Source organism: Paracidovorax citrulli, assembly GCF_900100305.1.
GTDB classification, from domain to species: Bacteria; Pseudomonadota; Gammaproteobacteria; order Burkholderiales; family Burkholderiaceae_C; genus Paracidovorax; species Paracidovorax citrulli.
Genome location: NZ_FNEY01000022.1, coordinates 1 through 25419, shown reverse-complemented (window position 1 = coordinate 25419; position 25419 = coordinate 1). Strand labels below are relative to the sequence as shown.

Sequence of the window (25419 nt, the reverse complement as noted above, 5' to 3'; positions counted from 1 at the left end):
ATTCTTTCGATTCTTTCAGAACGTGTTGTGTCGCTGTGGGATGCGGTTCGCGGGGTCGGGATTCACGCGCTCACTTGGCGAGGACGAAACCCTTGAGCTTGCCGAACGCGCCATCGACCAGCGCCTTCTGCTGCTCCTGGTGCAGGTGCGAGTAGCCCACGGCCGGCGATGCGGACGCCGCGCGGCCGGAGTAGCCCAGCTTCTGCCCGTCGAGCATGTTCTCGTGGATGTAGTGCTGCACGAAGAACCAGGCGCCCTGGTTCTGCGGCTCGTCCTGGCACCACACGATCTCGGTCGCATGCGGGTACTTCTTGATCTCGGCGGCGAAGGCCTTGTGCGGGAACGGATAGAGCTGTTCCACGCGCAGGATCGCGACGTCGTCGGCGCCCTTTTCCTCGCGCTTCTTCACGAGGTCGTAGTACACCTTGCCCGAGCAGGCGATCACGCGCTTGACCTTGTCGGCCTTCTTGTCGATGGCCTCGTTCTGCTCCGGGATCACGGTCTGGAAGCTGCCCTTCGTGAATTCGGACAGCGGCGAGGTCGCGTCCTTGTTCCGCAGCAGCGACTTGGGCGTCATGATGACCAGCGGCTTGCGCAGGTGGCGCACCATCTGGCGGCGCAGCACGTGGAAGATCTGGCTGGCCGTGGTGGGCTGCACGATCTGCATGTTGGCGTCCGCGGCCAGCTGCATGAAGCGCTCCAGGCGGGCCGAGCTGTGCTCGGGGCCCTGGCCTTCGTAGCCGTGCGGCAGCATCAGCGTGATGCCGTTCACGCGGCCCCACTTCACTTCGCCGGAGGCGATGAACTGGTCGATCACCACCTGCGCGCCGTTGGCGAAGTCGCCGAACTGCGCTTCCCAGATCACCAGGGTGTTGGGATCGTTGGAGGCATAGCCGTACTCGAAGCCCAGCACCGCCTCTTCGGACAGGATGGAGTCGATCACGACGAACGGGGCCTGGTTCTCGCTGACGTTCTGCAGCGGCACGTAGGTGCCCTCGTTCCACTTCTCGCGGTTCTGGTCGTGGATCACGGCGTGGCGGTGCGTGAACGTGCCGCGGCCGCAGTCCTCGCCCGACAGGCGCACCGGGAAGCCGCTGGCCACGAGCGACGCGAAGGCCATGTGCTCGCCCATGCCCCAGTCCACGTTGACTTCGCCGCGGCCCATGGCGGCGCGGTCGTCATAGACCTTCTTGACCAGCGGGTGCGGCGTGACGCCTTCGGGGATGGTCGTGATGCGCTCGGCCAGGCGCTTCCACTCGGTGAGCGGGATCGCGGTGTCGCCGGCATCCGTCCACTTCTTGCCCAGGAACGGGCTCCAGTCCACGGCGTACTTGCTCTTGAAGTTGGTCAGCACCGGATCGACCGTGTGCTTGCCGGCGTCCATGGCGGCGCGGTAGGCCTTGGCCATGTCGTCGCCCAGCGTCTCGCCCAGGCCCTGGGCTGCCAGCTTGTCGGCGTAGAGGCGGCGCGTGCCGGGATGCTGGCCGATCTTCTTGTACATCAGCGGCTGCGTGAGCGCCGGCGTGTCCTGCTCGTTGTGGCCCAGCTTGCGGTAGCAGATGATGTCCACCACCACGTCCTTCTTGAATTCCATGCGGAACTCGAGGGCCAGCTGCGTGGCCAGCACCACGGCTTCCGGATCGTCGCCGTTCACGTGCAGCACGGGCGACTCGATCATCTTGACCACGTCCGTGCAGTACAGCGTCGAGCGGCTGTCGCGCGGATCGGAGGTGGTGAAGCCGATCTGGTTGTTGATCACGATGTGCACCGTGCCGCCCGTGGAGTAGCCGCGGGTCTGGGCCAGCGCCAGCGTTTCCTGGATGACGCCCTGGCCGGCGAAGGCCGCGTCGCCGTGCACCAGCACAGGCAGCACCTGCTGGCCGTGCGGGTCGCCGCGGCGGTCCATGCGCGCGCGCACCGAGCCTTCCACCACGGGGTTCACGATTTCCAGGTGGGAAGGGTTGAACGCCAGCGACAGGTGGACCGGGCCGCCGGGGGTGGAGACGTCGGAGCTGAAGCCCTGGTGGTACTTCACGTCGCCGGCCGGCAGGTCTTCGGGCGCCGTGTGGTCGAACTCGGCGAACAGGTCCTTGGGCATCTTGCCCAGGGTGTTCACCAGCACGTTCAGGCGGCCGCGGTGGGCCATGCCGATGACGATCTCCTGCACGCCCTTGGTACCGGCCGACTGGATCAGCTCGTCCATGGCGGCGATGAAGCTCTCGCCGCCTTCGAGCGAGAAGCGCTTCTGGCCGACGTACTTGGTGTGTAGGAAGCGTTCCAGGCCTTCGGCGGCCGTCAGGCGGTCGAGGATCTGCTTTTTCTTCTCGTTGACGAAATTCGGCTTGCTGCGGATGGTCTCGAGCTTTTCCTGCCACCAGCGCTTCTGGTTCTGGTCGGAGGCGTACATGTATTCGACACCGATCGTGCCGCAGTACGTTTCGCGCAGCGCGTTGATCAGCTCGCGCAGCGGCATCGACTCCTTGCCGAAGAACGTGTTGCTGGTGTTGAACACGGTCTCCTGGTCGGCATCGCTGAAGCCGTAGAAGGAGGGTTCCAGCTCGGGAATGGAGGGACGCTCGGTGCGCTTGAGCGGATCGAGGTCGGCCCAGCGCTGGCCGACGTTGCGGTAGGCGGAGATGAGCTGCTGGACGGCGGTGCGCTTGCGGCCGAGTTCGGAATCCGCGCCGGTGGCCACCACGACCTGGGTGCCGCCCTGCTTGGCGCGCTCCGCGAAGGCGCTGATGACGGGCTGGTGGGGGACGTCCTTGGCGTTGGAGCCATCCACGGCGGGCACGTGCTGCAGCGCGTCGAAGTACTCGCGCCACGTGTCGGGCACGCTGCCCGGGTTGACGAGATAGCTCTCGTACATCTCTTCGACATAGGGCGCATTGCCGCCGAAGAGGTAGGTATTGCCCTGGTAGGCTTGATAGACGGACGTCGTCTCGCTCATTTCCGCTGACCTCCGCTTCCCTGCGGGAAGCATTAGCTGGTTGGTAAAACCTTCCGCGACACGGCTGAACCGGTTGGCGGATGCGACTGTGGCTCGGGGAAGGGCCTTGAATCTTGCGCCCACGATTGTGCCACCGATCACGGGCAGCGCCTAACCGGCCGTGTCCCACAGGGCGGAGCGGCCGTCCTCGCGTACATTTGCGCCAGTGTCCGCCACCGTCGAGCCATGAAGACCACCCTGCTGCAGAACCGCACGTTCATCGCCCTGCTGATCGCCGTCAGCCTGGCCTTCCTGGCCATCCTCTGGCCATTCCACGGCGCGGTTTTCTGGGGGGTCATCCTCGCCATCCTCTTTGCCCCCATGCACCGCCGGCTGCTGCGGCTCATGCCGCGCCGCACGAATCTGGCAGCCCTGTGCACGCTCACGCTGTGCCTGCTGGTCGTGATCCTGCCGGTGACCCTGATCACCGTCTCCCTGGTCCAGGAAGCCAGCCTGATCTACGAGCGGATCCGCTCCGGGCAGCTGGACTTCACGGCCTACTTCCACCAGGTGATGGCGGCGATGCCTTCCTGGGCGATGCAGATCCTCGACCGGCTCGACCTGACCACGGCGTCCGAACTGCAGGCGCGGCTGTCGTCCGTCACCGTGCAGGCCACGCAATTCGTGGGCGGCAAGGCGATCGACTTCGGGCAGAACACGCTGCAGTTCGTGGTGAGCTTCGGCATCATGCTCTACCTGCTGTTCTTCCTGCTGCGCGACGGCCCGGCCCTGGCAGCGCGCATCCGCGAGGCCACGCCCCTGGACGAAGGCCACAAGCGCCAGCTCGCCACCAAGTTCACCACCGTGATCCGCGCCACCGTCAAGGGCAACATCGCGGTGGCCGCGGCCCAGGGCGCCCTGGGCGGGCTGGCCTTCTGGTTCCTGGCCATCCAGGCCCCCGTGCTCTGGGGCGTGCTCATGGCCTTCCTGTCGCTGCTGCCGGCCGTCGGCGCCGGCCTGATCTGGGCCCCCGTGGCCCTGTACCTGCTGGCCACCGGTGCCGTCTGGCAGGGCGTGGGCCTCGCGGCCTTCGGCATCGGCGTGATCGGACTCGTGGACAACGTCCTGCGCCCGGTGCTGGTGGGCAAGGACACCAAGATGCCCGACTACGTCGTCCTCATCTCCACGCTGGGCGGCATGTCCCTCTTCGGGCTCACGGGCTTCGTGATCGGCCCCGTCATCGCGGCGCTGTTCATCGCGACCTGGGACCTGTTTGCACCGCACACCCACGGGCGGTGACAATACGGGGGAGCCCGCCGCGCCGCGGGCCACCCTCCCCCCTGCCGTTTCCGCGCGGACCCGTGCCGCCCGCTGCACATGTCCATGCGCCTGACCCTGCACTACCGAATGCTCCTGCTGGCCATCGCGCTGTCGGTCGGCATCGGGGCGCTCTTCGCGCGGGCCATCCTGACCATCCGCGACGATGAATGGAACTACGCGCGCGACGCCAACACGGCGCTCGCGCGCACGCTCGAGCAGAGCATCGGGCGCACGCTCGACAGTTTCGACCATTCACTGGCGGGCGTGGTGGAGATCCTGGGCCGGCCCGACCTCGCCAGCCTGCCGGCCGACGTGCAGCACGCCATGCTGTTCGACCACTCGCTGCGCAGCCGGGGCCTGGGCTCCGTGGCGGTGATCGACCCGGGGGGCAACGTCCTGATGTCGGCCGGCGCCACGCCCGCCAGCAAGATGCCCAACCTGGCCGACCGGGACTACTTCCAGTTCCACATGCGCGAGAGGGACCGGGGCGTGTACGTCGGCCGGCCCATCCGGGGACGGGTGACGGGCGAGTACAGCCTGGCGATGAGCCGCGCCTTTTTTCACCAGGACGGCAGTTTCGGCGGGGTGGTCGTGGGCACGATCCGGCTCAGCTACTTCAACGAACTGTTCGGATCGCTCGGCCTGGGCCCCCAGAGCCTCGCCGAGATCGTCCGCACGGACGGCACGGCGGTTTCGCGCTTTCCCGGGCAGATCCGCGGCGTCGGAGAGCCGGTGGCGCACGCCCATCTGGAGCGCCTCCTGCAGGAACGCGAAGGCCATTTCACCGAATCCTCGGACGAGGCGCAGGACGGCATCCCGCGGCTCCACGCCTTCCGGCACGTGAGAGATTACCCGCTCGTGGTTTCCGTGGCCCAGTCGGTGGACAGCATCCTCTCGCAATGGCAGCGCAACGCGGTGATCCTGGGGAGCTTCGCCGCCCTGCTCATGGCGGCCTGCCTGGGCCTCGCCCTGCTGTTCGCGCGCGAGCTGGCGCGCCGGCAGAACGTGGCCGCGCAGCTGCAGCGCGCGCAGCACGACATGCGCACCATCCTCGACAACCTGCCGTCGCTGGTCGCCTACTGGGACCGCAATCTGCGCAACCGCTTCGCCAACCAGGCCTATCTCGACTGGCTCGGCATGACGCAGGAAGAGATCCAGGGCCGGCCCATCGAGGAGCTGCTGCCCGCCGAGGCCTGCGAGACCGCTCGGCCGTACCTGCAGCGTGCGCTGCAGGGCCGCAGGCAGGTCTATGAACGGTCGGTGCCGTTATCGTCGGGCGAAGTGCGGCACATGATGGTGTCCTGCGTTCCGGACATGGACGGAGCGCAGGCCCAGGGCATCTTCGTGCAGATCGACGACCTCACCGAACGCAAGCGCATGGAAGACCTGCTCTTCGAGGAGAAGGAACTGGTCCGCCTCACGCTGCAGTCCATCGGCGACGCCGTGCTGTGCACGGACGCCTCGGGCCACGTGACCTACATCAACCCCGTGGCAGAGAAGATAACGGGCTGGCAGGCCTTCCACGCCGCCGGCCGGGACATCGACGAGGTCGCCCCCCTCTGCACCGCCAACGGTGTGCCCGCGGAGCATCCGGCCCGCAGCGCGCTGTCGGGCGCGCAAGCCATACCGGCCGTGCGCGGCCTCGTGCTGCACTGTCGCGACGGCCGCCGCATCGACGTGGAAAACAGCGTCAGCCCCATCACCGACCGGCACGGACAGATCACGGGCACCGTGATGGTGCTGCGGGACGTGACCGAGGCGACGGCACTGGCACGCCGCATGGCCCATCTCGCGCAGCACGACATGCTGACCGACCTGCCCAACCGGGTGCTGCTGCAGGACCGCGCCCAGCAGGCCATCGCCCAGGCACGCCGCGACGGACACGGCCTCGCCCTGATGTATATCGACCTCGACGGCTTCAAGCAGGTGAACGACACGCTGGGCCACGATGCCGGCGATCTGCTGCTGGTCCAGGTCGCCCGGCGCTTCTCCCGCTGCGTGCGCCGCTCGGACACCGTCTGCCGCCAGGGCGGCGACGAGTTCATCGTGCTCCTGCCCATCGTGGAACATCCCGAGCAGGCCTGCCACGTCGCCCGCAAGATCGTGGCCGCCTGCGAGGCGCCCTTCGACCTGCAGGGCGAGTCGCGGCGGATCGGCCTCAGCGGCGGTATCGCGATGTTCCCGCAGCACGGCTCCAGCTTCGAGGAACTGTGCCGCAGCGCCGACGTGGCGCTCTACACCGCCAAGCGTGCAGACAAGCAGCATTTCCGGATGTATGCGGGCCCCGAACAGGAGCCCGAGGTCGTTCCGCCTGCAGCGCCTGCCCCCGGACCGGCGCCCTCCGGCGCGCAGCCGCCACGCTGAACGCCGGGCGCAAAGGTTCCGTGGCCGGCGGCATCCGCGCCACGGCCGCGCAGCGGCTCACGCCGGGAGGGCGCCCTCCCCGGCCGCCGCGACAAGCCGCCGGGTGTAGGGATGCCGCGGCGCGTCGAGCACCTGGGCCATCCGGCCCGACTCGACCACGTCGCCATCCTTCATGACGAGCACGTCATGCGCCATCGCGCGGATCACGGCCACGTCGTGGGTGATCAGCAGGTAGCTCAGCCCGCGCTCCTTCTGCAAGCGCTGCAGCAGCACCAGCACCTGCTGCTGGATGGTCACGTCCAGCGCGCTCGTGGGCTCGTCGAGCACCAGCAGGCGCGGCTCCAGAATCAGCGCCCGCGCGATCGCGATCCGCTGGCGCTGGCCGCCGGAAAACTCATGGGGATAGCGCCCCAGCAGCCCCGGGAACTGCGCATGCGTCAGCCCCACGTCCGCCAGCGCCGCCTCCACGCGGGCGCGCCGCCCGGCCTCGCTCTCCTGCCGCGCATGCACCCGCAGGCCTTCGCCAACGATCTCCTCCACCGTGAGCCGGGGGGAGAGCGACGAGAACGGATCCTGGAACACCACCTGCACGCTGCGGCGCAGCGCCTGGTTGGCCGCGCTGTTGCGCTGCACCGGCAGCTCCCATGCCCGGCCGGCGATCTGCAGGTCGCCGCTGAACGGCAGCAGGCCGAGCAGCGCCTGCGCGAGGGTGGACTTGCCCGATCCCGACTCTCCCACCACGCCCAGCGTGCGGCCGGGATGGATCACCAGATAGGCATCCTTCACCGCCACGAATTCGCCGCGCCGGAACCAGCCCCGCAGGCCGGGCAGCGGCGTGGCGTAGGCCACGCGCAGGCCCCTGGCACTCGCGGCCGGCGGCTCCGCCCGGGCTGCACCGGCGGCCGGAGCGGAATCCGCGTCCATCCCCACATCCTCGACCACGTCCTCGATCACATCGCGCCGCGGCACGCTGCCCAGCAGCCGCCGGGTGTAGGCATGGGCCGGCGCGGCGAACACCTCCGCCACGGTGCCCTGCTCCACGAGCACTCCGCGCTCCATCACCGCCACCCGGTCCGCGAAACGCCGCACCAGGTGCAGATCGTGCGTGATGAGCAGCACCGCCATGCCGGTCTGGCGCTGCAGGTCCGACAGCAGTTCCAGGATCTGGCCCCGCAGCGTCACGTCGAGCGCGGTGGTGGGCTCGTCCGCCAGCAGCAGGCGCGGCCGGCTGGCCAGTGCCATGGCGATCATCGCGCGCTGGCGCTGCCCCCCGGAGAGCTGGTGCGGATAGGCGCCCGCGCGCCGCGCCGGCTCCGGCACGCCCGTCGCGGCCAGCAGTTCCACCGCCTGGGCCGCGCTCTGCGCGTGCGACAACCCCTGCTTGAGCTGGAGCACCTCGGCGATCTGCCGGCCCACCGGCATCAGCGGGTTCAATGCCGTCATCGGCTCCTGGAACACCATCGCGATGTCGCCGCCGCGCAGGCCGCGCATCTCGCGCTCCGGCAGCGCCAGCAGATCCTGCGCGGGCGCACGGCCGCGTCCCTGCAGCAGCGCCCGGCCGGACACCTCCGCGTCCGCGGCCAGGCGCAGCAGGGACAGCGCCGTGATGGTCTTGCCCGAACCCGATTCGCCCACCAGCGCCAGCTTCTCGCCCGCGCCGATGTCGAAGCCCACGCCATGCACGACCGCCTTGCCGCCGAAGGCCACGCGCAGGTCCTCCACGCGCAGCAGCGGCACAGCGGAGGATGGACGAGTAGGTGCAGTGCTCATGACTGGGTAGCTTTCTGTTCCCCGACATATCCCGTGGCGTGCGAACAGGGCGCGGCCTCGGCCAGCAACCGCCGCGCAAGGGCCGCCCCGCCGCGCTGGCGGTGTCCCCCCTCCCGGCGAAGCCGGGAGAGGGGGCTGAGGGCCGCGGCTCCGAGCCTGCCTGCGCAGGGTCGGACGTGCCCGAAGGGCTGACGCGTCTGGCGGCTGCACGGAGGCGCGCAGCGACTCAGGGGGGTGCTCATTGTTTCCTCGGATCGAGGGCGTCGCGCAGCGCATCGCCCATGAAGGTCAGCAGCAGCAGGGTGCCCACCAGCACGGCGAACGTGAAGATGGAAATCCACCATGCATCGATATTGTTCTTGCCCTGGTTCAGCAGCTCGCCGAGCGAAGGGGTGCCGGGCGGCACGCCCAGGCCCAGGAAGTCCAGCGACGTGAGCGAGAGGATGGCCGCGCTCATCCGGAAAGGCAGGAAGGTGACGACCGGCGTCATGCTGTTGGGCAGGATGTGGCGCCAGATGATCTGCCGGTCGGGCACGCCCAGGGCGCGCGCGGCCTTCACGTAGTCCAGCTGCCGGTTGCGCAGGAACTCCGCGCGCACGTAGTCCGACAGCCCCATCCAGCCGAACAGGCTGAGCAGGATCAGCAGCAGCGCCAGGCTGGGGGAGAACAGTGCGCTGAAAATGATCAGCAGGTACAGCTCGGGCATCGAGCTCCAGATCTCGATGAAGCGCTGGAAGGCCAGGTCCGTCCGCCCCCCGAAGAATCCCTGGATCGCGCCCGTCACCAGCCCCAGCACCACCCCGGTGATGGTGAGCGCCAGCCCGAACAGCACGCTCACGCGGAAACCGTAGAGCAGTTGCGCGAGCATGTCGCGGCCCCGGTCGTCCGTGCCCAGCCAGTTGTCGGCGGTCGGCGCGGACGGGTTGGGCGACTTCGCGAAATAGTTCAGCGTGTTGGGCCCGTACCGGTTGAGCGTGTAGAGCGCCCAGTTGCCTCCGGCGCTCAGGCGCTCCTGGATGAAGGGGTCCAGGTAGTCGGTCGGCGTGTCGAAATCCCCGCCGAACGTCGTCTCGGGATAGGACTTGAACAGCGGAAAGTACGTCTGGCCCTCGTAGTGCACGATGAGCGGCTTGTCGTTGCTCACCAGCTCCGCCGCCAGGCTGACGGCCACCAGCACGCAGAAGACCACCAGGCTCCAGAAGCCCAGCCGGTTGCGCTTGAAGCGCGTCCATGCGCGGCGGGAGGGCGAAAGCGACACCGGCGCGGGCGGGGGTGCCGCCGTGGACGGCATGGCGGCCGGAGCGGAAAGGTCGGGGGATGGAATACTCATGCGCTCAGTCGAACTTCACGCGGGGATCGACCCACACATAGCAAAGATCGCTGACGAGCTTGGTGACCAGCCCGATCAGCGTGAACAGGTAGAGCGTGCCCAGCACCACGGGGTAGTCGCGGCGGATCACGCTCTCGTAGCTCAGCAGGCCCAGGCCGTCGAGCGAGAACAGCGTCTCGATCAGCAGCGAGCCCGTGAAGAACGCGCCGATGAACGCCGCCGGAAAGCCCGTGATGATGGGGATCAGCGCATTGCGGAAAACGTGCTTCCAGAGCACCTGCCGCTCCGACAGGCCCTTGGCCCGCGCGGTCAGCACGTACTGCTTGCGGATCTCCTCCAGGAAGGCGTTCTTGGTGAGCATCGCCGTCACCGCGAAGCTGCCCGCCACCATCGCCGTCACCGGCAGCGTGATGTGCCAGAGGTAGTCCACGATGCGCGCGCCCCAGCCCATCTGTTCCCAGTTGGACGACACCAGCCCGCGCAGCGGGAACCACTGCAGCTGCCCGCCGAACACCACCAGCAGCGCCACCCCCAGCACGAAGCCCGGGATCGCATAACCCACCAGGACGAGCAGTGTGGTCACCAGGTCGAAGCGCGAACCTGCGCGCACGGCCTTGGCCACGCCCAGCGGCACCGCCACCAGGTAGCTGATGAAGAAGGTCCACAGCCCCAGGCTGATGGAGACCGGCAGCTTTTCCTTCACCAGCGCCCACACCTCCTTGTTCTGGAAAAAGCTCCGGCCCAGGTCGAAGCGGGCGAACTGCGCCAGCATCTGGAAGAACCGCTCGTGCGCCGGCTTGTCGAAGCCATACAGCGCCTTGATCTGCTCCAGCCGCTTCGGGTCCACGCCCTGGTCGCCGCGGTAGCTCATGCCGCCGGACTCCAGCCCGCCGGCCGCCCCGCCCTTGCCCGCCGCCGTGCGGGCCTCCGCCAGGTACTGCTCCACCGGGCCGCCGGGTACGAACTGGATGACGACGAAGGTGAGCAGCAGCACGCCCAGCAGCGTGGGCAGCATCAACAGGAGGCGTTTGGCGATGTAGGCGAACATGGTGGCGCGCGGTGTAATCCAAAGCTTCAGTGATCGACGGCGCTACGCGCCATCCACGCACCATGAAACCGCCGCGGCACGCCCCTTCCGCTGGCCGCGGAGCAGGCCATGCCAGCAGGCGCCGTGGAACCGGCTTCGCCGGGCCACCGGCGTCGTCCCCCTGCCCGACGTGCGCAGCACGGCGAGAGCGGGGGGAAGGCGCGCAGCGCCTCAGGGGGGTGGACTCTCACTTCAGGCTCCACCACGAAAACATCGCCCACTCCTCGGCTTTCGCATAGGGCGGCATGGGCGCGTGGTAGGCCAGACGCTGCTGGTTGTACACGATGCGGTGCGCGGACAGTTGCCACTGCGGGATGAGGTAGTGGCTGTGCATGATGACGCGGTCCAGCGCCCGGCACGCGGGCAGCAGTTCGGCCTTGGATTTCGCCCGCGTCAACGCGATCGCGAGGGCATCGACCGCCGGGCTCTTCACCCCCGAGTAATTGCTGCTGCCCTCCACGTCGGCGCGCCGGCTGCCGAACAGCTCCAGCATTTCCTGGCCCGGGTTGTAGGTGCCGGGGTAGGCCAGGGTGATCATGTCGTAATCGAACTTGTCCAGGCGCTGCAGGTACAGCGCGAAGTCCACCGAGGTGAAGCGCAGCGTGATGCCCAGCTTCTCGAGGTTGCGCATCCAGGGCGTCACCATGCGCGCGCCGGCCTCCTTGCTGTCGAGGTAGTCGATCACCATGGGCTCGCCCTTCGCGTTGCGCAGCGCGCCGTCTCGGTAGGTCCAGCCGGCGTCGGCCAGCAACTGGCGGGCGCGGCGCAGGTTGTCGCGCAGGGAATGGCCCGCCCCTTCGGTGACCGGGGGCGTGTACATGGGCCCGAACACGCTGTCCGGCACCTTGCCGCGCCACGGTTCCAGCAGCGCCAGTTCCTCCGGCCCCGGCACGCCGGTCGCCTGGCAGTCGGTATTCCCGAACAGGTCCACCACGCGCGGGTAGCCGCCGTAGAACATCTGCCGGTTCATCCAATCGTAGTCCAGCGCCAGCCCCAGCGCTTCACGCACCCGCAGGTCCTTGAGCATCGGCCGCCGCGTGTTGAGCACATAGCTCTGGAACCCCGCCGGCAGGCGGTGCCTGAGTTCCGTCTTCACCAGCACGCCCTGCCGGAACAGCTTGCCATCGATGCGGCGCGCCCAGTCGCCGGCCGAATATACGGTCATGAAGTCGAACTCGCCGGCCTTCACGGCCTCCAGCCGGGCGGTGTTGTCCTTGTAGATCTTGACCGTGATGCGGTCGAAGTTGTACGCGCCCCGGTTCACGTTCAGGTCGCGGCCCCAGTACTGCGGGTCGCGCACGTAGGTGATGTCGCGGCCGAACGCCACCGGGCCGATGCGATACGGACCGCTGCCGATGGGGATGTCGGTCACGATCTCGTCGAAACGCTTCGCCTTGCCGTCCGCCTGGCGCCCCCAGGCGCGGCTGAAGATCGGCAGGCTGCCCACGGTGAGCGGCAGCTCGCGGTTGGGGTGCTTGAAGCGGAAGCGCACCGTGCGCCGGTCCAGCACATCCACCCCTGCCACCTCCTGCAGCAGCGTCGCGTAGCTCGGCGACGCATGGGGCCCGACGAGCGTCTCGTAGGTATGCTTCACGTCGGCGGCCTCGACCGGGCTGCCGTCGTGGAAGCGCGCTTCGGCCCGCAGGCGGAACGTGGCGCTGAGGCGGTCCTCGGGTACCTGCACGTCCTCGGCCAGCAATCCGTAGCCCGAAGCCGTCTCGTCCATGGAGCCGGCCAGCAGGCTCTCGAACAGCAGGTCCGACAGGTAGGCCGGCGGCGACCCCTTCATCGTGAACGGGTTGTACTTGTCGAAGGTGGAATAGCGCAGGTTGCTCACCATGCGCAGCTCGCCGCCCTTGGGCGCGTCGGGATCGACGTAGTCGAAATGCGCGAAACCCGCCGGGTACTTGAGATCGTCCCACAGCGCGTAGCCATGCGCGGCCCAGGCCGGCAGCGCACACAGGCAGATTCCCCACAGCAGACAGATCTTCTTCCAGAGCCGCATGCGACAATTCTGCACTACGGTGGCGGGCCGTCCACGCCTGCCGGGGGATTTTCCCGGTCGGATTCCCGGCCGCCGCATCTTTCCGCCACGGGCCGCGCCGCGCCCCTCCGGCATTCCACCCCTACCGCATTCACTGGAGAACAACAATGGGTTTCCTGACCGGCAAGAAGCTGCTCATCACCGGCGTGCTGTCCAACCGTTCCATCGCCTACGGCATCGCCAAGGCCTGCCACGCGCAGGGTGCCGAGCTGGCCTTCAGCTACGTGGGCGAGCGCTTCAAGGACCGCATCACCGAATTCGCGGCCGAATTCGATTCCAGGCTGGTCTTCGATTGCGACGTGGCGAGCGACGAGCAGATCGAGCGCATGTTCGCCGACCTGTCGGCCACCTGGCCGAAGTTCGACGGCTTCGTGCACAGCATCGGTTTCGCTCCGCGTGAAGCCATCGCTGGCGACTTCCTCGAAGGCCTGTCGCGCGAATCCTTCCGCATCGCGCACGACATCAGCGCCTACAGCTTCCCCGCCATGGCCAAGGCCGCCCTGCCCTACCTGAACGACAAGGCCGCCGTGCTCACCCTGAGCTACCTGGGCGCACTGCGCGCGGTGCCCAACTACAACACCATGGGCCTGGCCAAGGCCAGCCTGGAAGCCAGCGTGCGCTACCTGGCCGAATCCCTGGGCCCCAGGGGCATGCGCGCCAACGGCATCAGCGCAGGCCCGATCAAGACACTGGCCGCCAGCGGCATCAAGGACTTCGGCAAGCTGCTGGGCACCGTGGCCGACGCCTCGCCCCTGCGCCGCAACGTGACCATCGAGGACGTGGGCAATGCCGCGGCCTTCCTGCTGTCGGACCTCGCCAGCGGCGTGACGGCGGAAATCATGTACGTGGACGGCGGCTTCAGCCAGACCGGCGGCATCAGCCGCGACAGCGCCAACCTGGCCTGATCGCCAGGCCGCGTCGGCGGGCGACCGAACCGATGCACGGACAGCCAAAGCCGCAAGGTCCCGCCATGGGGCGGCCTCGCGGCTTTCGCACATCCGGCCAGCGGCAATCCGCGCACCGGCGGGCAGCCACCGGGCACCAGCGATGCGTACTTACGGACGGACAGGGATTACTTCGGCAACAGCACCTTGTCCACGACGTGGATCACCCCGTTGGACTGGTACACGTCAGGGATGGTGACGGTGGACGTGCCGCCCTTTTCATCCGTCAGCGCGATGGACGAACCGCTGGCCCTGGCGGTCAGCGTGCCACCGGCCACGGTCTTCAGGCTGGCCGAGCCCTTGCCATCGGCGATCATCTTCGACAGCGCGGCCGCATCGATCTTGCCAGGCACGACGTGGTAGGTCAGCACCTTGGTCAGCGTGGCCTTGTTCTCCGGCTTCAGCAGCGTATCGACCGTGCCGGCCGGCAGCGCGGCGAAGGCTGCATTGGTGGGTGCGAACACCGTGAACGGACCGGGGCCCTTGAGCGTGTCCACCAGTCCCGCGGCCTTCACGGCAGCGACCAGCGTGGTGTGATCCTTCGAATTCACCGCGTTGTCGATGATGTCCTTGGTGGGGAACATCGGCGCGCCGCCGACGGTCACCTGCGCGAGGGCGGGCATGACGGCGGCAGACAGGACGAGCGTGAGGCTGGCGGCTGCGAGGCGGGCATTCAGGCGAAAGGTCATGGAAGTCTCCGTCGGTCGTTGGGATGGCCGCCCGGATAACTCGCGCGGCTGCCCACTCATACGGGCCATGGCACCGCCTGGATCAAGCCCGGTACCCATTCCATGCAAGAAAGCCCGGAGGCGCCTTCACGCCACCGGGCTTCCGCGAGCGGTACGCTCCGCCGTGCGTGGCGATCAGATCTTCCGGCCGAACGGCCCGTCGCTGCCCACCTGCACGATGTCCTCGGCGTCGGGCGCGTCCTTGCGGCCGCCGCGGCGGCCGGGCTTGGGCTGCTCGGTCCGGGTCACGCAATCGGCGTAGTAGCGCACGTGGCCGTTGTCGTCCTCGATCTCCACCAGGCCGTGGATGTCGGTCTCGAAGCCCGGACAGAGCTTGGCGAACTCGCGCGCGAATTTGAGGTAGTCCACGATCTTCTTGTTGAAGACCTCGCCCGGGATCAGCAGCGGAATCCCCGGCGGGTACGGCGTGATCAGGCTGGTGGTGATGCGGCCTTCCAGGTGGTCGATCTCCACGCGCTCGGTCTTGCGGTGCGCGATGTGGGCATAGGCGTCGCTGGGCTTCATCGCCGGCGTCAGGTCCGACAGGTACATCTCGGTCGTCAGCCGCGCGATGTCGTACTTGGCGTAGAGCGCATGCACGTGCTGGCACAGGTCCTTCAGGCCCATGCGCTCGTAGCGCTTGTGCTGCTGGCAGAACTCCGGAAGGATCCGCCACATCGGCTGGTTCTTCTCGTAGTCGTCCTTGAACTGCTGCAGCGCGGCCAGCAGCGTGTTCCAGCGGCCCTTGGTGATGCCGATGGTGAACATGATGAAGAAGCTGTAGAGCCCCGTCTTCTCCACCACCACGCCGTGCTCGGCCAGGTACTTGGTCACGATGGACGCGGGAATGCCGGTCTTGTCGAACTTGCCGTCCAGGTTCAGGCCGGGCGTGACGATGGTGGACTTGATCGGGTCCAGCATGTTGAAGCCGTCGGCCAGCTGGCCGAAGCCGTGCCACTTGCTGCCGTTCTTTTTGCCCTTGCCGTCGCTGCGGATGATCCAGTCCTCCGCGCGGCCCACGCCCTCGTCGGCCATCTTCTCCGGGCCCCAGACCTTGAACCACCAGTCGTCCTTGCCGAACTCCTCTTCCACCTTGCGCATGGCGCGGCGGAAATCCAGGGCTTCGAGCAGGCTCTCTTCCACGAGCGCCGTGCCGCCGGGCGGCTCCATCATGGCCGCGGCCACGTCGCAGCTGGCGATGATGCTGTACTGCGGGCTGGTCGAGGTGTGCATCAGGTACGCCTCGTTGAAGAGCGGGCGGTCCAGTTTCACCGTCTGCGAATCCTGCACCAGTACGTGGCTCGCCTGGCTGATGCCGGCCAGCAGCTTGTGGATGGACTGCGTCGCATACACCACCGAATGCTTCGGGCGCGCGCGCTTCTTGCCCATGGCGTGGTAGCTGCCGTAGAACGGATGGAAGGCCGCATGCGGCAGCCAGGCCTCGTCGAAGTGCAGGTTGTCCACGTAGCCGTCCATCATCGACTTGATGGTCTCGGTGTTGTAGAGCACGCCGTCGTAGGTGGACTGCGTGATCGTCAGCACGCGCGGCTTCACCGTGGTGGCGTCCACGCCCTTGAGCAGCGGGTTGGCGCGGATCTTCGCCTGGATCGCCTCCTTCTCGAACTCGGCCTGCGGGATCGGGCCGATGATGCCGAAGTGGTTGCGCGTGGGCTTCAGGAACACGGGGATCGCCCCGGTCATGATGATCGAGTGCAGGATGGACTTGTGGCAATTGCGGTCCACCACCACCACGTCGCCCGGCGCCACCGTGTGGTGCCACACCATCTTGTTCGAGGTGCTCGTGCCGTTGGTCACGAAGAAGCAGTGGTCGGCATTGAAGATGCGCGCCGCGTTGCGCTCGCTCTCGCCGATGGCCCCGTTGTGGTCCAGCAGCTGGCCCAGCTCCTCCACGGCGTTGCACACGTCCGCGCGCAGCATGTTCTCGCCGAAGAACTGGTGGAACATCTGGCCCACGGGGCTCTTGAGGAACGCCACGCCGCCGGAGTGGCCCGGGCAGTGCCACGAGTAGGAGCCGTCTTCCGCATAGTCCAGCAGCGCCTTGAAGAACGGCGGCTGCACGCTCTCCAGGTAGCTCTTGGCCTCGCGGATGATGTGCTTGGCCACGAACTCCGGCGTGTCCTCGAACATGTGGATGAAGCCGTGCAGCTCGCGCAGGATGTCGTTGGGCAGGTGGCGCGCGGTCTTGGTCTCGCCGTGCACGTAGATCGGCACGTCGGAATTCTTGCGGCGCACCTGGGCGATGAAGTTGCGCAGGCTCAGCACGATCGGGTCCAGCCCCGAGCCCAGCGTGAACTCCTCGTCGTCGATCGACAGGATGAAGGCGCTCGCCCGGCTCTGCTGCTGCGCGAACTGCGACAGGTCGCCGTAGCTCGTCACGCCGAGCACCTCGAAACCCTCGGCCTCGATCGCCTGGGCCAGGGCCCGGATACCCAGGCCCGATGTATTCTCGGAACGGTAGTCCTCGTCGATGATGACGATGGGAAAGCGGAATTTCATGCACAGCCTCCGAGCAAGCGGGCCCAAAAAACGAAACAGCCGCGAAGTGTAAGGAATAACGATGTCATCCCTTTGAAGACATCGGCATTTGACCCAGAATGGACGGGAAAGCACCGGCTCCGCCGGGCACGGACATGCGAGGAGGACACCCGTGATGCAGCATTCCACCCTCTGGTGGCTGATGGCCGGCGCGATGGTCGCCGCCGAACTCGTGACGGGCACCTTCTACCTGCTCATGCTCGCCGTCGGCCTCGTGGCCGGTGCACTGGCGGCGCATGCCGGCCTGCCGATCACCACGCAGCTCGTGGCAGCCGCCTGCGTCGGCGTGGGCGGCGTCGTCGCCTGCCACCGGCTGCGCCGCCACCGCATGGCCGCCGCGCAGCCCGCCGCGAGCAACCGCGACGTGAACCTCGACGTCGGCGAAACCGTCCAGGTGCCCGCGTGGAACCCGGACGGCACGGCCCAGGTGCGCTACCGCGGCGCGCAGTGGACGGTCGTGCTGCGCAGCGGCCCGGCCGGCGCGGCCGGCGCCCTGCCCGGCACCTACCGCGTGGCGGAGGTGGTCGGAAACCGCCTCGTAGTGGACGCCGCCGCCTGAAGCGACGCGCGCCGCGGGCACCGGCCCGTTCACGCGGCCGCGCTGCCGCCCCCTGTGCTTTTTTCCCTTTCGCCTGCGCCCCGGCGCAGGGTTCCTTCAACCTCCTTCCCGGCCTTGCTCCGGGGCTGCAAAGGACTCCATGGAAATCGCCCTCATCCTCTTCGTCATCGCCGGCATCTTCGTCGCCCGCTCCATCAAGGTCGTGCCCCAGCAGAACGCCTGGGTCAAGGAGCGGCTGGGCAAGTACGCCGGCACGCTCACGCCCGGCCTCAACTTCCTGGTGCCCTTCATCGACCGGGTCGCCTACAAGCACAGCCTCAAGGAAATCCCGCTGGATGTCCCCAGCCAGGTCTGCATCACGCGCGACAACACCCAGCTGCAGGTGGACGGCATCCTCTACTTCCAGGTCACCGACCCCATGCGCGCCAGCTACGGATCGAGCAACTACATCATGGCCGTCACGCAGCTCGCGCAGACCTCCCTGCGCAGCGTGATCGGCCGGCTGGAACTCGACAAGACGTTCGAGGAACGCGACATGATCAACGCCCAGGTCGTGGCCGCCATCGACGAGGCCGCCCTCAACTGGGGCGTGAAGGTGCTGCGCTACGAGATCAAGGACCTGACCCCGCCCGCCGAAATCCTGCGCGCCATGCAGCAGCAGATCACCGCCGAACGCGAGAAGCGCGCCCTCATCGCCGCATCGGAGGGCCGCCGCCAGGAGCAGATCAACATCGCCACCGGCGAGCGCGAGGCCTTCATCGCCCGCTCCGAGGGGGAAAAGCAGGCGCAGATCAACAACGCCCAGGGCGAGGCCGCCTCCATCACCGCCGTGGCCGAGGCCACCGCCCAGGCCATCGAGCGCGTGGCCGCCGCCATCCGCCAGCCGGGCGGCGAACAGGCCGTGCAGCTCAAGGTGGCCGAGCGCGCCGTGGACGCCTACAGCCGCGTGGCCGCGGACGCCACCACCACCCTGGTCGTGCCCAGCAACATGACCGAGGTTTCCACCCTCATCGCCTCCGCCATGAAGATGGTCCAGGGCACGCAGCGGCCCTGAACGCGGAGCACGGACCGCGGCGCCAGATGCCACCACCGGCCGCTCGAAAAAATTCCTGCGCCAGTTCGCGGGGAGCCGCCGGAATCACTGCTATACTTGCGGGCTTCAGGAGAGGTGGATGAGCGGTTTAAGTCGCACGCCTGGAAAGCGTGTGTGGGCTAATCCCCACCGCGGGTTCGAATCCCGCCCTCTCCGCCAACAATACTAAGCGCCATGCGGCTTCCAAGCCCATGGCGCTTTTTTACTCCACCTCCTACTCCCGTTCCAAATAAGTCTTACTGTATGAAACTGTAGAGCTTTGGCAAAGGTTCATCGATTCTCATCATCTCGAGCAGTCTGCGCGGCGCAAATTTGTTGACAACTCGTTACTTGCGAGTAGGCTCCACACCGTACATACAGAGAGGGGATGCAATGAGTGACGCTCACGGTGATGACGGGATCACCTTGTCGAGGGTTGTTGAGGTGATGGCGCGGCGACTGAACCACTTGGTGGGAGCGAGGTGCTTGCGAAGCAACGGCGTAGCGGTCGGAAGGAATTGGACCGAGACGCTTGCTAAGGTCTCGAAGGTCAACCAAGACACACTGCTTGCCAAGGATGTTACGCAGCAAGCTTTGGAACTGCTCCGGGTTCATTCGCTCATTGGAAATAAGCGAGTCACTTGGTACGATCTTAAAGGCCTGAATGCTGATATGGTCACGAGCTTTTCAAATTGGCTCGACAAGGCACTTGACTCTCCTCCATTAGATGAATCATGGGTAACACAGTACCCGTTCCCTTTGACGCCGATTGATGATACTTCGCTTAGAAATTTTGATCGGTCAAAGCCAAAATTGGTTAAAGTGTGGCAAGAAGGGGGGCGCACTTACTTTCAATTTTTCAGTGTGCGCACTTACAACGAGCGTGTCGAGCTGGCGCCTACATCTTTTTCAAAAGATGCATATGAAAATATCCGGCAGTATTCCAAAATTATAGGAATAAAGCAAAAATTTGCTCCCTGCTTTGATACCGTCGTTGTTGATCGTTCAGAACAGCGAATTGAATTGAGAGTAGATGTGCCAAGTGCACATGTTCCCAATGAAATACAGCAGATCGCAAATCAGCATGTACTTGGGTCGTTCAACGCTCTAAGCTACCAGGGCTGCCAAACTTCGATTGTCGGTTTATCTGCATTCGACTTCTTTCCTATGTTGCTTCCGCTGTACAGAGATAATACAGCCGGCAAAGTGAGTACGCTTGGTTTTGCGGCCTATGCGGAAGATTCTGCATCAAACAACACTGGCCGGCCAATTAGAAAAAAGGGTCACGACCTACGGGAGGATAAATTTCATAAGAGTGGAGCGGCGGCAGTCGAAGATCTTCGTCCTTACACGATTGGTGTCGAATGGCCAGCTCTTGGCCGCAAAGACGAAGTGATCGAACTGGAAATACCGGGGAGTATTCATTGTCTGTATAAATCACGCGCTCTGCACGTGGCAAATCTTAGCGGGTGTGTAACATTCGCTGAGTACGAGTTTCTGACCCACAAGATTTGGCACTACTCTGAAATTGCGGCAAAGCTTGCCGCTGAAGCGCTTAGTCAAGCACAGAAAGCTATTGAGTCGGCGAAGGCAGGGGCTTGATGAACACGCTCCAAATATTTGAGCAGGACTGGCCAAACGATGCCGATGTAGCATCGCTTTGCGCAGCCGTTCACGTTTTTTTGGAGCATGCTAGACCCCAGGATCACTACACATTTGCTCAGATCAGAAGCGCAGTTGGCGCAGAAAATGACGGCAAACTTGCCCAGGCGCTGCTTTACATGAGCAGCCCACGGTTAAAACTAATCAAGTTTATCTTTTTCAAGACATATGGCGAAGAGATCGTTGAGATTGAGCCTAATGAGGATGGTGAATTTATTGATGAGTATTCTGGAGATGAACTAAGCAGTGACGACCTCTTAACAGGCTTTGAGCGTGGCTCGTATTACTCTAAGCAGAAGTCGGTCACATGATTGATACCTTAACGCTTGCCCAGTTCTCTGCATTTTTTCCCGAGGATCATGAGGTTCCGAGGATGCTAAAGCGTCATGGTATTGCCCGAAACGGGGATTACGATGGCTTTGTGACTATTCTCTATGAAGACTTGGATGTATGCATTCAGGAATTCCAGAAAAGTCCGGAACTTCGGCAAAACGATAGCGAAGACCGACTTACTGAAGAATTAAACACCCAACTTCGACGACTTGGATATGACGCGACGCATGATACTTCAGCGGGTGGGCATGTAGATATCACAGTAAAATTGGGCACACTAACCTGGGTCGCTGAAGCGAAGAAGGATCAGAAATTTATCGAAGGTTTTCTGCAATTAAGCACCAGATACAGGCCTGCGTCAGGCAATCCTGCTCATAATGCGGCCGGCCTTATATTCTACTTGGTAAAAAATGGAAAGGATGTTGCGGAAAAGCTTGCTTCTTGGTTGATTGAGATGCAAGATCAAAAATTGCCGGATTTCACTCATCGAAATTGCCAGCGCAATCCATTCGCGTTTTTTACAGCACATAAAGCGGAATGGTCAGGCCTGCCTGTCCATATACGACACGTGATGGTCGGGATGCACCATGATCCAAAAGACGCGTCTGGTAGAGCCAAGGGAGCTCGTGCTTTAAAAGCAAAAGCAAAGCCAGCCGCGAAAAAAACTCGCGCAAAAAGAGCGCACCCCAAAAAAACGCCAAAGCCCCCAAGTACCTCTGGCAATCGCCCATAATCCCGTGGAGCCTGCGGAATGCCGCCAGCCAGCCGAAGCGTCTCTCCACTATCCAGCGCCGCAGCAGCCCTTCTTTGCTGCGGACCGCTTCAATATCTGCAGATCGATGTCGTTGTCCGGCGTCGCCTTGGATGCCGATTCATCCGCGTAGCGCTAGTCTGCCCAGGCCAGTTGTACAGTGTGGCCCGCATCCTGCCGTACGTCTTCGCACAGGCGCTGCACCTGCGCACGTTCCTGCTCGTCTGCGGGCGTGTCATGTACAGCCAGCGATGCTCCCAGCGTCCACGGTCTTGTGCATCTTGCTGCCGCGCTTGCGTCTGTAGCCTACCAGCACAGGACGTCGAACACTTCGAGCAGATCGTACTCGCGCTGGTTCATCAGTATCAGGTGGTGGCACCCTTCTCCATACCTGACGTCTGGTGGGGCAGACTTTGGGACATCAGCAAACTCTACCCTTGGCTTCGCGCTCATGAACAAAGGTCAGAACACGCTCTAGGAGCCTGCAAGCCCCTGCGATCCTCAAAAAGGGCCTCGCAAGTCGTTGATTCAATTCGTGGTAAGCCCGCCTCATCGTTTTAGAAGCGCGTGTATTGCAGCTGATACTGCAGAACTACTCCACCCAGGCAATTGAGAGGCCACCATAGCATATTTCTGTTGCAAAAAGATGCAAATTTACATCAACCACCAATTACATTTCACCAAAATTCTGCAGGACAATTCCCACCTTCAATACAGGAGGGTAGATGTCTGCAGATCTCGCCGCAACGTTCTACACCATGGGCTAAGGTCAAGAACTTGCAAAATCCATGGACAGCAATAAAGCTGATATTCTTGTACTCACTTTCCCGCAATATTTCAGCATACTGGAAGACAAGACCAGGAACAATCCAAGGCTCGAAAATACCATCAGAGCCATCCTGGCAAATACCTCCTTTGGCAAGTATTGGACAGGCACCTTCAGCCCCAATGCGTCTCAGCCTTGGGTGGGACCCGCGGCACAAAGTGCCAACGATGTATTGGCAATCACCAAGACGCTGAATGCCATTGGAATTGCGGGGATAACAAGCTACGTCAAAAACACGGCTAGCGGCTCGTATATTATTATCAAAGGATATGCTGCTCACCGCAGTGGTGCATTGACTGGGACAAGATACCTTGCCACCAATCCCTTGATGTTGAAATTTGGCCTTGGAGTTCAAAGCCTGAAGGGCATTGCAATCGGCGGCTTTATTCTGGGCGTCACCGTCTCGACCGGAATCGAGGTCATGGATTTCATTTTCAATAATGAAAAGACAATGTATGATCTCGTAGGAGGCATCGGGGTCGAGGCTGTCAAGGGAGGATTAGGTGGGCTTGTGGCTTATGGTATGGGTGTTGCCGTTGGCAGCTTCACGGCAGTGGCGGTAGCACCACTTGTCACCATGGCATTTTTTGCATTCCTGGTCGGCGCAGGCTTGAATTATGCTGATGAACAATACCAAATAAAATCAAGAGTCATATCAGCATTAAAATCCTTGCCAGAAAACACGAAACAGGGCTTATACAGAATAAATGAGAACTCCGAGTCGTGGCTGAACAAGATGCAAAGTCGCGTGCAAAGCAGCGCCCAGAAGACAGGTCAAGAGTTGGCGGATTGGCTCTGCCCCATATGTAGGAGATACTAATTGCCCGAACATATTGATCGACAGGAATTGCTGAAAATCCGGAAGGCAATGGTCATTGGACTACCTTCGATAGTTTTTGTGATTTTTCTCTGTTGCTTTTTTGTTTTGCCGGAAGTTTTCAGATCGATAAACGATCTACTGAATGACTCTCCTGTTGTCAGAATCTCTGTAGCTGGATCTTCCGTTTTTTTTGCACTTCCATTGGCTTTGATCATGCTTGTGCTTGCCGCATCAAAAGCAATCCCTATAAAATGGAATGGAGCCGACTTCTTTGTCAGATTACTTAACATCAATATCTTTGTAGCTGGTGCGTTTATGGTAATTGGAATGCCCGCATTGACCTTGGCCCAATACCATTACCTGCCCACGCTTGGCTACTCAAAATGCAATGAGCTCAGGGGACACCCTACCATGTGGTTCAACGACTGGGTGAAGAATCCTGAATGGTGCGTGCATGGAAAAGATAGAGCCTGGGTCATGGAGCAGGCACAAAAGGGAACCTCTCAATGATGTTGCCCCCGTATTCCCAGCCCCGTCCTATTCGCAATAAAGCGACTGTGACCTGCCCCCTGTAGCCATACCAATCATTGGGAGAGAGGTCCAGGGTTTTGCAGGTTAACTGATCCTGCATCGATGGTGGATGGTTCGCGGTGCCTGGCTGCAAATGCGGCAGGCGGTATCCGGCTAAATGCTTTCGTGGGGCCGCACTTCGTTGTAATCCTGGCGCCACAGGGCAATGACCTCCCTGGCCTGGGCCAAGGTCTCGAACCAGTTCTCGTTGAGGTGGGGTTGCCTTCCGGCAGGCAGGCCTGCGTGCGCCAGGAATGTGTCCAAGGGCGCTGGCGGGTCAATCTGCCTGCCGAATGGGCGGGGCCTTGCGGACCTTCCTCAGCCTTCAGTGGGCGCCAGTTCCCACTCGACGTTTTCACCGTCGGCAGAAAGCGGATTGAACTCGCCTTCAGCGGTAGGCAGGTCGGCCGGTCCAAGGGTGTAGCTGAACAACTCGTGCAGCACCTGTCGCATCGGCGTATAGAAGAAGATGGAACGACCACCGGGTTCGGCTTCGGAAATGATCCCGATCAAGTGCCGGTCGTAGGTAACGACCGGGCCGCCCGAGTCGCCGTGGTCGATGCTATTGAATTCAGACGATTCTGCGGCTTCGGTGTGCTCATAATTGGATCTGAGCATTCCGGGCACGATCGATATTCCCCGCCACAAGCAGCGGACGCCGGTGCGCCAGCCGCTTGTGCAGAACTGCTCATCCGGCGCGTTTGACCACCCGTTAACAGCAAGACGCGCTTCCCGCCCGCCGCGAGGCATGAAGACCTGGTTGTTCGCACGAGGCCTGTAGCTCTGGAAAGGGTTGCAGAACGCCGCGCTGCTGTGAGAGGCGCAGTACAGCGCCGCGTATGAATCCCGCTCGGGCGACACCCGCACAAGCTCGATATCCGACGCGGCCGACTGCCACACGACCGTACCGAGAGCATTGTCACCCACGTGGATCGTCGCGTACATTGGCGCGCAGTGCTTGGCCAGCACTATCCAACGGGTGGCACGTTGATACGCCGTCAGTCTGTGGAGGATGCTCGCGGGCACCAATACCGCCCCCACGGTGCATGACCCAGAGGGAACAGAGACCTTCGAGCCAGAGATGACCGGCAGAACGTCGCGGTCGGGATTGCGAGGCGGCACCGGCTGCGCGGTGGCGACCGAGCATGCGAGGGTGGTGATCGTGGCCAGGGCAGCCACGATCTTTTGTAGTGGTCGGGATTTCATATAGGGTCTCGTTCTCTGTGACATATAAGGATCGGGAACTGGGGGTGACGAGGCCCATTCACGTGTTGATGGTTCGATGACAGTCTTGCGCTTGACGGATCGAAACGGCGATGCGCGTTTCAATTGCACTGGTATTGATTGACATTGCCGGCCTATATCATTCGCATCGGCGGCTCCCCCGCGCTGCTGCATGCGAATTTCTTCGTCTTAAAACGAAGAAGGAAGGCGGCGTGATTTCCAAAAATTCTTCAAATCATGAGTTTCCAGATACTGATCGAAGGTTGGAACTGCTCTCGTGCATTGCATGGGTTGACACTGCAGGCCTGGGGATGAGACACATCGGCTGCGGATGCTGGTTGCCGGGATGACGCAGGCAGGCGCGACGCATTCACACCAAAACATAACGGAGACACACCATGCAATTCCCCCTCTCGCGCCCCCTGCCCGCTTCAGGCCGGAGCATGTCAAGGTAGTTGTCGCGTCGATCAAGCAGCCCGAGGCTGCGTATTCGATGCGGTCGCCGCGGCATTGGAGATGCCGTCGCGCTC

The 25419-nt window shown here is 63.7% G+C and carries 19 protein-coding genes and 1 tRNA gene; 11 read left to right on the top strand and 9 right to left on the bottom strand.

Translation table 11 applies throughout. The features are described 5' to 3' along the window. Positions 1-70: 70 nt before the first annotated feature. Positions 71-2950, bottom strand: a complete 2880-nt coding sequence (locus BLR99_RS14945; RefSeq protein WP_011796316.1) for a 2-oxoglutarate dehydrogenase E1 component — start codon at positions 2948-2950, stop codon at positions 71-73. Between the two features lie 225 nt (positions 2951-3175). Here BLR99_RS14945 and BLR99_RS14940 point away from each other — a divergent pair, with 225 nt between their 5' ends. Together BLR99_RS14940 and BLR99_RS14935 are read left to right on the top strand one after the other, a co-directional pair. Continuing rightward, on the top strand, positions 3176-4228 hold the full coding sequence (locus tag BLR99_RS14940) for an AI-2E family transporter (protein ID WP_011796317.1): 1053 nt from the start codon (positions 3176-3178) through the stop codon (positions 4226-4228). Between the two features lie 78 nt (positions 4229-4306). Then, complete coding sequence (locus tag BLR99_RS14935) at positions 4307-6613, top strand: diguanylate cyclase domain-containing protein (RefSeq protein WP_011796318.1); 2307 nt, start codon at positions 4307-4309, stop codon at positions 6611-6613. 57 nt (positions 6614-6670) lie between these two features. Here the strand turns inward: BLR99_RS14935 and BLR99_RS14930 are convergent, their stop codons facing one another. From BLR99_RS14930 to BLR99_RS14915, 4 genes are all read right to left on the bottom strand, one after another. Beyond that, positions 6671-8383, bottom strand: coding sequence for an ABC transporter ATP-binding protein (locus tag BLR99_RS14930; RefSeq protein WP_011796319.1), 1713 nt, complete (start codon positions 8381-8383; stop codon positions 6671-6673). A 238-nt stretch (positions 8384-8621) separates the two neighbouring features. Then, on the bottom strand, positions 8622-9713 hold the full coding sequence (locus BLR99_RS14925) for an ABC transporter permease (RefSeq protein ID WP_011796320.1): 1092 nt from the start codon (positions 9711-9713) through the stop codon (positions 8622-8624). Positions 9714-9717: 4 nt separating this feature from the next. Beyond that, positions 9718-10761, bottom strand: a complete 1044-nt coding sequence (locus BLR99_RS14920) for a microcin C ABC transporter permease YejB (protein ID WP_011796321.1) — start codon at positions 10759-10761, stop codon at positions 9718-9720. A gap of 226 nt (positions 10762-10987) precedes the next feature. Continuing rightward, the gene (locus tag BLR99_RS14915; protein WP_017438303.1) at positions 10988-12805 is read right to left on the bottom strand and encodes an extracellular solute-binding protein; all 1818 of its coding nucleotides are present in this window, start codon (positions 12803-12805) and stop codon (positions 10988-10990) included. 146 nt (positions 12806-12951) lie between these two features. Here BLR99_RS14915 and fabI point away from each other — a divergent pair, with 146 nt between their 5' ends. Further along, positions 12952-13749, top strand: a complete 798-nt coding sequence (gene fabI / locus BLR99_RS14910; RefSeq protein ID WP_011796323.1) for an enoyl-ACP reductase FabI — start codon at positions 12952-12954, stop codon at positions 13747-13749. A gap of 167 nt (positions 13750-13916) precedes the next feature. On the opposite strand, the gene BLR99_RS14905 is transcribed toward fabI, so the two are convergent. Further along, positions 13917-14477 (bottom strand): fasciclin domain-containing protein, encoded by a 561-nt coding sequence (locus BLR99_RS14905; protein ID WP_011796324.1) that lies wholly within the window; start codon positions 14475-14477, stop codon positions 13917-13919. Positions 14478-14651: 174 nt separating this feature from the next. Beyond that, on the bottom strand, positions 14652-17033 hold the full coding sequence (locus BLR99_RS14900) for an arginine/lysine/ornithine decarboxylase (RefSeq protein WP_011796325.1): 2382 nt from the start codon (positions 17031-17033) through the stop codon (positions 14652-14654). A gap of 154 nt (positions 17034-17187) precedes the next feature. Here BLR99_RS14900 and BLR99_RS14895 point away from each other — a divergent pair, with 154 nt between their 5' ends. The 8 genes from BLR99_RS14895 to BLR99_RS22625 all read left to right on the top strand — a co-directional run bounded on the left by BLR99_RS14895 (position 17188) and on the right by BLR99_RS22625 (position 23605). Next, positions 17188-17631 carry an NfeD family protein gene (locus BLR99_RS14895; protein WP_011796326.1) on the top strand — a complete coding sequence of 148 codons (444 nt, stop codon included), beginning with the start codon at positions 17188-17190 and terminating at the stop codon, positions 17629-17631. Between the two features lie 139 nt (positions 17632-17770). Then, the gene (locus BLR99_RS14890) at positions 17771-18685 is read left to right on the top strand and encodes an SPFH domain-containing protein (RefSeq protein WP_011796327.1); all 915 of its coding nucleotides are present in this window, start codon (positions 17771-17773) and stop codon (positions 18683-18685) included. A 108-nt stretch (positions 18686-18793) separates the two neighbouring features. Further along, positions 18794-18883, top strand: a tRNA-Ser gene (locus BLR99_RS14885). Between the two features lie 213 nt (positions 18884-19096). Beyond that, the gene (locus tag BLR99_RS22635) at positions 19097-20305 is read left to right on the top strand and encodes a hypothetical protein (RefSeq protein WP_133246112.1); all 1209 of its coding nucleotides are present in this window, start codon (positions 19097-19099) and stop codon (positions 20303-20305) included. Continuing rightward, positions 20305-20676, top strand: coding sequence for a hypothetical protein (locus tag BLR99_RS22630; protein ID WP_133246113.1), 372 nt, complete (start codon positions 20305-20307; stop codon positions 20674-20676). Before BLR99_RS22635 ends, BLR99_RS22630 begins: the two co-directional genes overlap by 1 nt. Further along, positions 20673-21431: a hypothetical protein gene (locus BLR99_RS23155; protein ID WP_046060082.1), complete on the top strand. Its 759-nt coding sequence runs from the start codon at positions 20673-20675 to the stop codon at positions 21429-21431. The genes BLR99_RS22630 and BLR99_RS23155 overlap by 4 nt, the downstream gene beginning before the upstream one ends. Positions 21432-22237: 806 nt before the next feature. Next, positions 22238-23095, top strand: a complete 858-nt coding sequence (locus BLR99_RS14875) for a hypothetical protein (RefSeq protein WP_019702428.1) — start codon at positions 22238-22240, stop codon at positions 23093-23095. Beyond that, a complete protein-coding gene (locus BLR99_RS22625) occupies positions 23096-23605 on the top strand; it encodes a hypothetical protein (protein WP_011796331.1) in 510 nt (169 codons plus the stop codon). A gap of 174 nt (positions 23606-23779) precedes the next feature. Here the strand turns inward: BLR99_RS22625 and BLR99_RS23885 are convergent, their stop codons facing one another. Both BLR99_RS23885 and BLR99_RS14865 read right to left on the bottom strand, forming a co-directional pair. Continuing rightward, entirely contained in the window at positions 23780-23929 is a 150-nt protein-coding gene (locus BLR99_RS23885; protein WP_017438445.1) for an integrase core domain-containing protein, read from the bottom strand. A 54-nt stretch (positions 23930-23983) separates the two neighbouring features. Then, a complete protein-coding gene (locus BLR99_RS14865; RefSeq protein WP_029413430.1) occupies positions 23984-24871 on the bottom strand; it encodes a trypsin-like serine protease in 888 nt (295 codons plus the stop codon). Between the last annotated feature and the right edge of the window lie 548 nt (positions 24872-25419).

Coding starts and splice junctions, on each gene's coding strand:
- BLR99_RS22630 (WP_133246113.1), top strand. CDS start 20,305: ATGAACACGCTCCAAATATTTGAGCAGGACTGGCCAAACGATGCCGAT.
- BLR99_RS14895 (WP_011796326.1), top strand. CDS start 17,188: ATGCAGCATTCCACCCTCTGGTGGCTGATGGCCGGCGCGATGGTCGCC.
- BLR99_RS14935 (WP_011796318.1), top strand. CDS start 4,307: ATGTCCATGCGCCTGACCCTGCACTACCGAATGCTCCTGCTGGCCATC.
- BLR99_RS14890 (WP_011796327.1), top strand. CDS start 17,771: ATGGAAATCGCCCTCATCCTCTTCGTCATCGCCGGCATCTTCGTCGCC.
- BLR99_RS22635 (WP_133246112.1), top strand. CDS start 19,097: ATGAGTGACGCTCACGGTGATGACGGGATCACCTTGTCGAGGGTTGTT.
- BLR99_RS14875 (WP_019702428.1), top strand. CDS start 22,238: ATGGACAGCAATAAAGCTGATATTCTTGTACTCACTTTCCCGCAATAT.
- BLR99_RS14940 (WP_011796317.1), top strand. CDS start 3,176: ATGAAGACCACCCTGCTGCAGAACCGCACGTTCATCGCCCTGCTGATC.
- BLR99_RS23155 (WP_046060082.1), top strand. CDS start 20,673: ATGATTGATACCTTAACGCTTGCCCAGTTCTCTGCATTTTTTCCCGAG.
- BLR99_RS14915 (WP_017438303.1), bottom strand. CDS start 12,805: ATGCGGCTCTGGAAGAAGATCTGTCTGCTGTGGGGAATCTGCCTGTGT.
- BLR99_RS14905 (WP_011796324.1), bottom strand. CDS start 14,477: ATGACCTTTCGCCTGAATGCCCGCCTCGCAGCCGCCAGCCTCACGCTC.
- BLR99_RS14930 (WP_011796319.1), bottom strand. CDS start 8,383: ATGAGCACTGCACCTACTCGTCCATCCTCCGCTGTGCCGCTGCTGCGC.
- BLR99_RS14865 (WP_029413430.1), bottom strand. CDS start 24,871: ATGAAATCCCGACCACTACAAAAGATCGTGGCTGCCCTGGCCACGATC.
- BLR99_RS14945 (WP_011796316.1), bottom strand. CDS start 2,950: ATGAGCGAGACGACGTCCGTCTATCAAGCCTACCAGGGCAATACCTAC.
- BLR99_RS14925 (WP_011796320.1), bottom strand. CDS start 9,713: ATGAGTATTCCATCCCCCGACCTTTCCGCTCCGGCCGCCATGCCGTCC.
- BLR99_RS14920 (WP_011796321.1), bottom strand. CDS start 10,761: ATGTTCGCCTACATCGCCAAACGCCTCCTGTTGATGCTGCCCACGCTG.
- fabI (WP_011796323.1), top strand. CDS start 12,952: ATGGGTTTCCTGACCGGCAAGAAGCTGCTCATCACCGGCGTGCTGTCC.
- BLR99_RS14900 (WP_011796325.1), bottom strand. CDS start 17,033: ATGAAATTCCGCTTTCCCATCGTCATCATCGACGAGGACTACCGTTCC.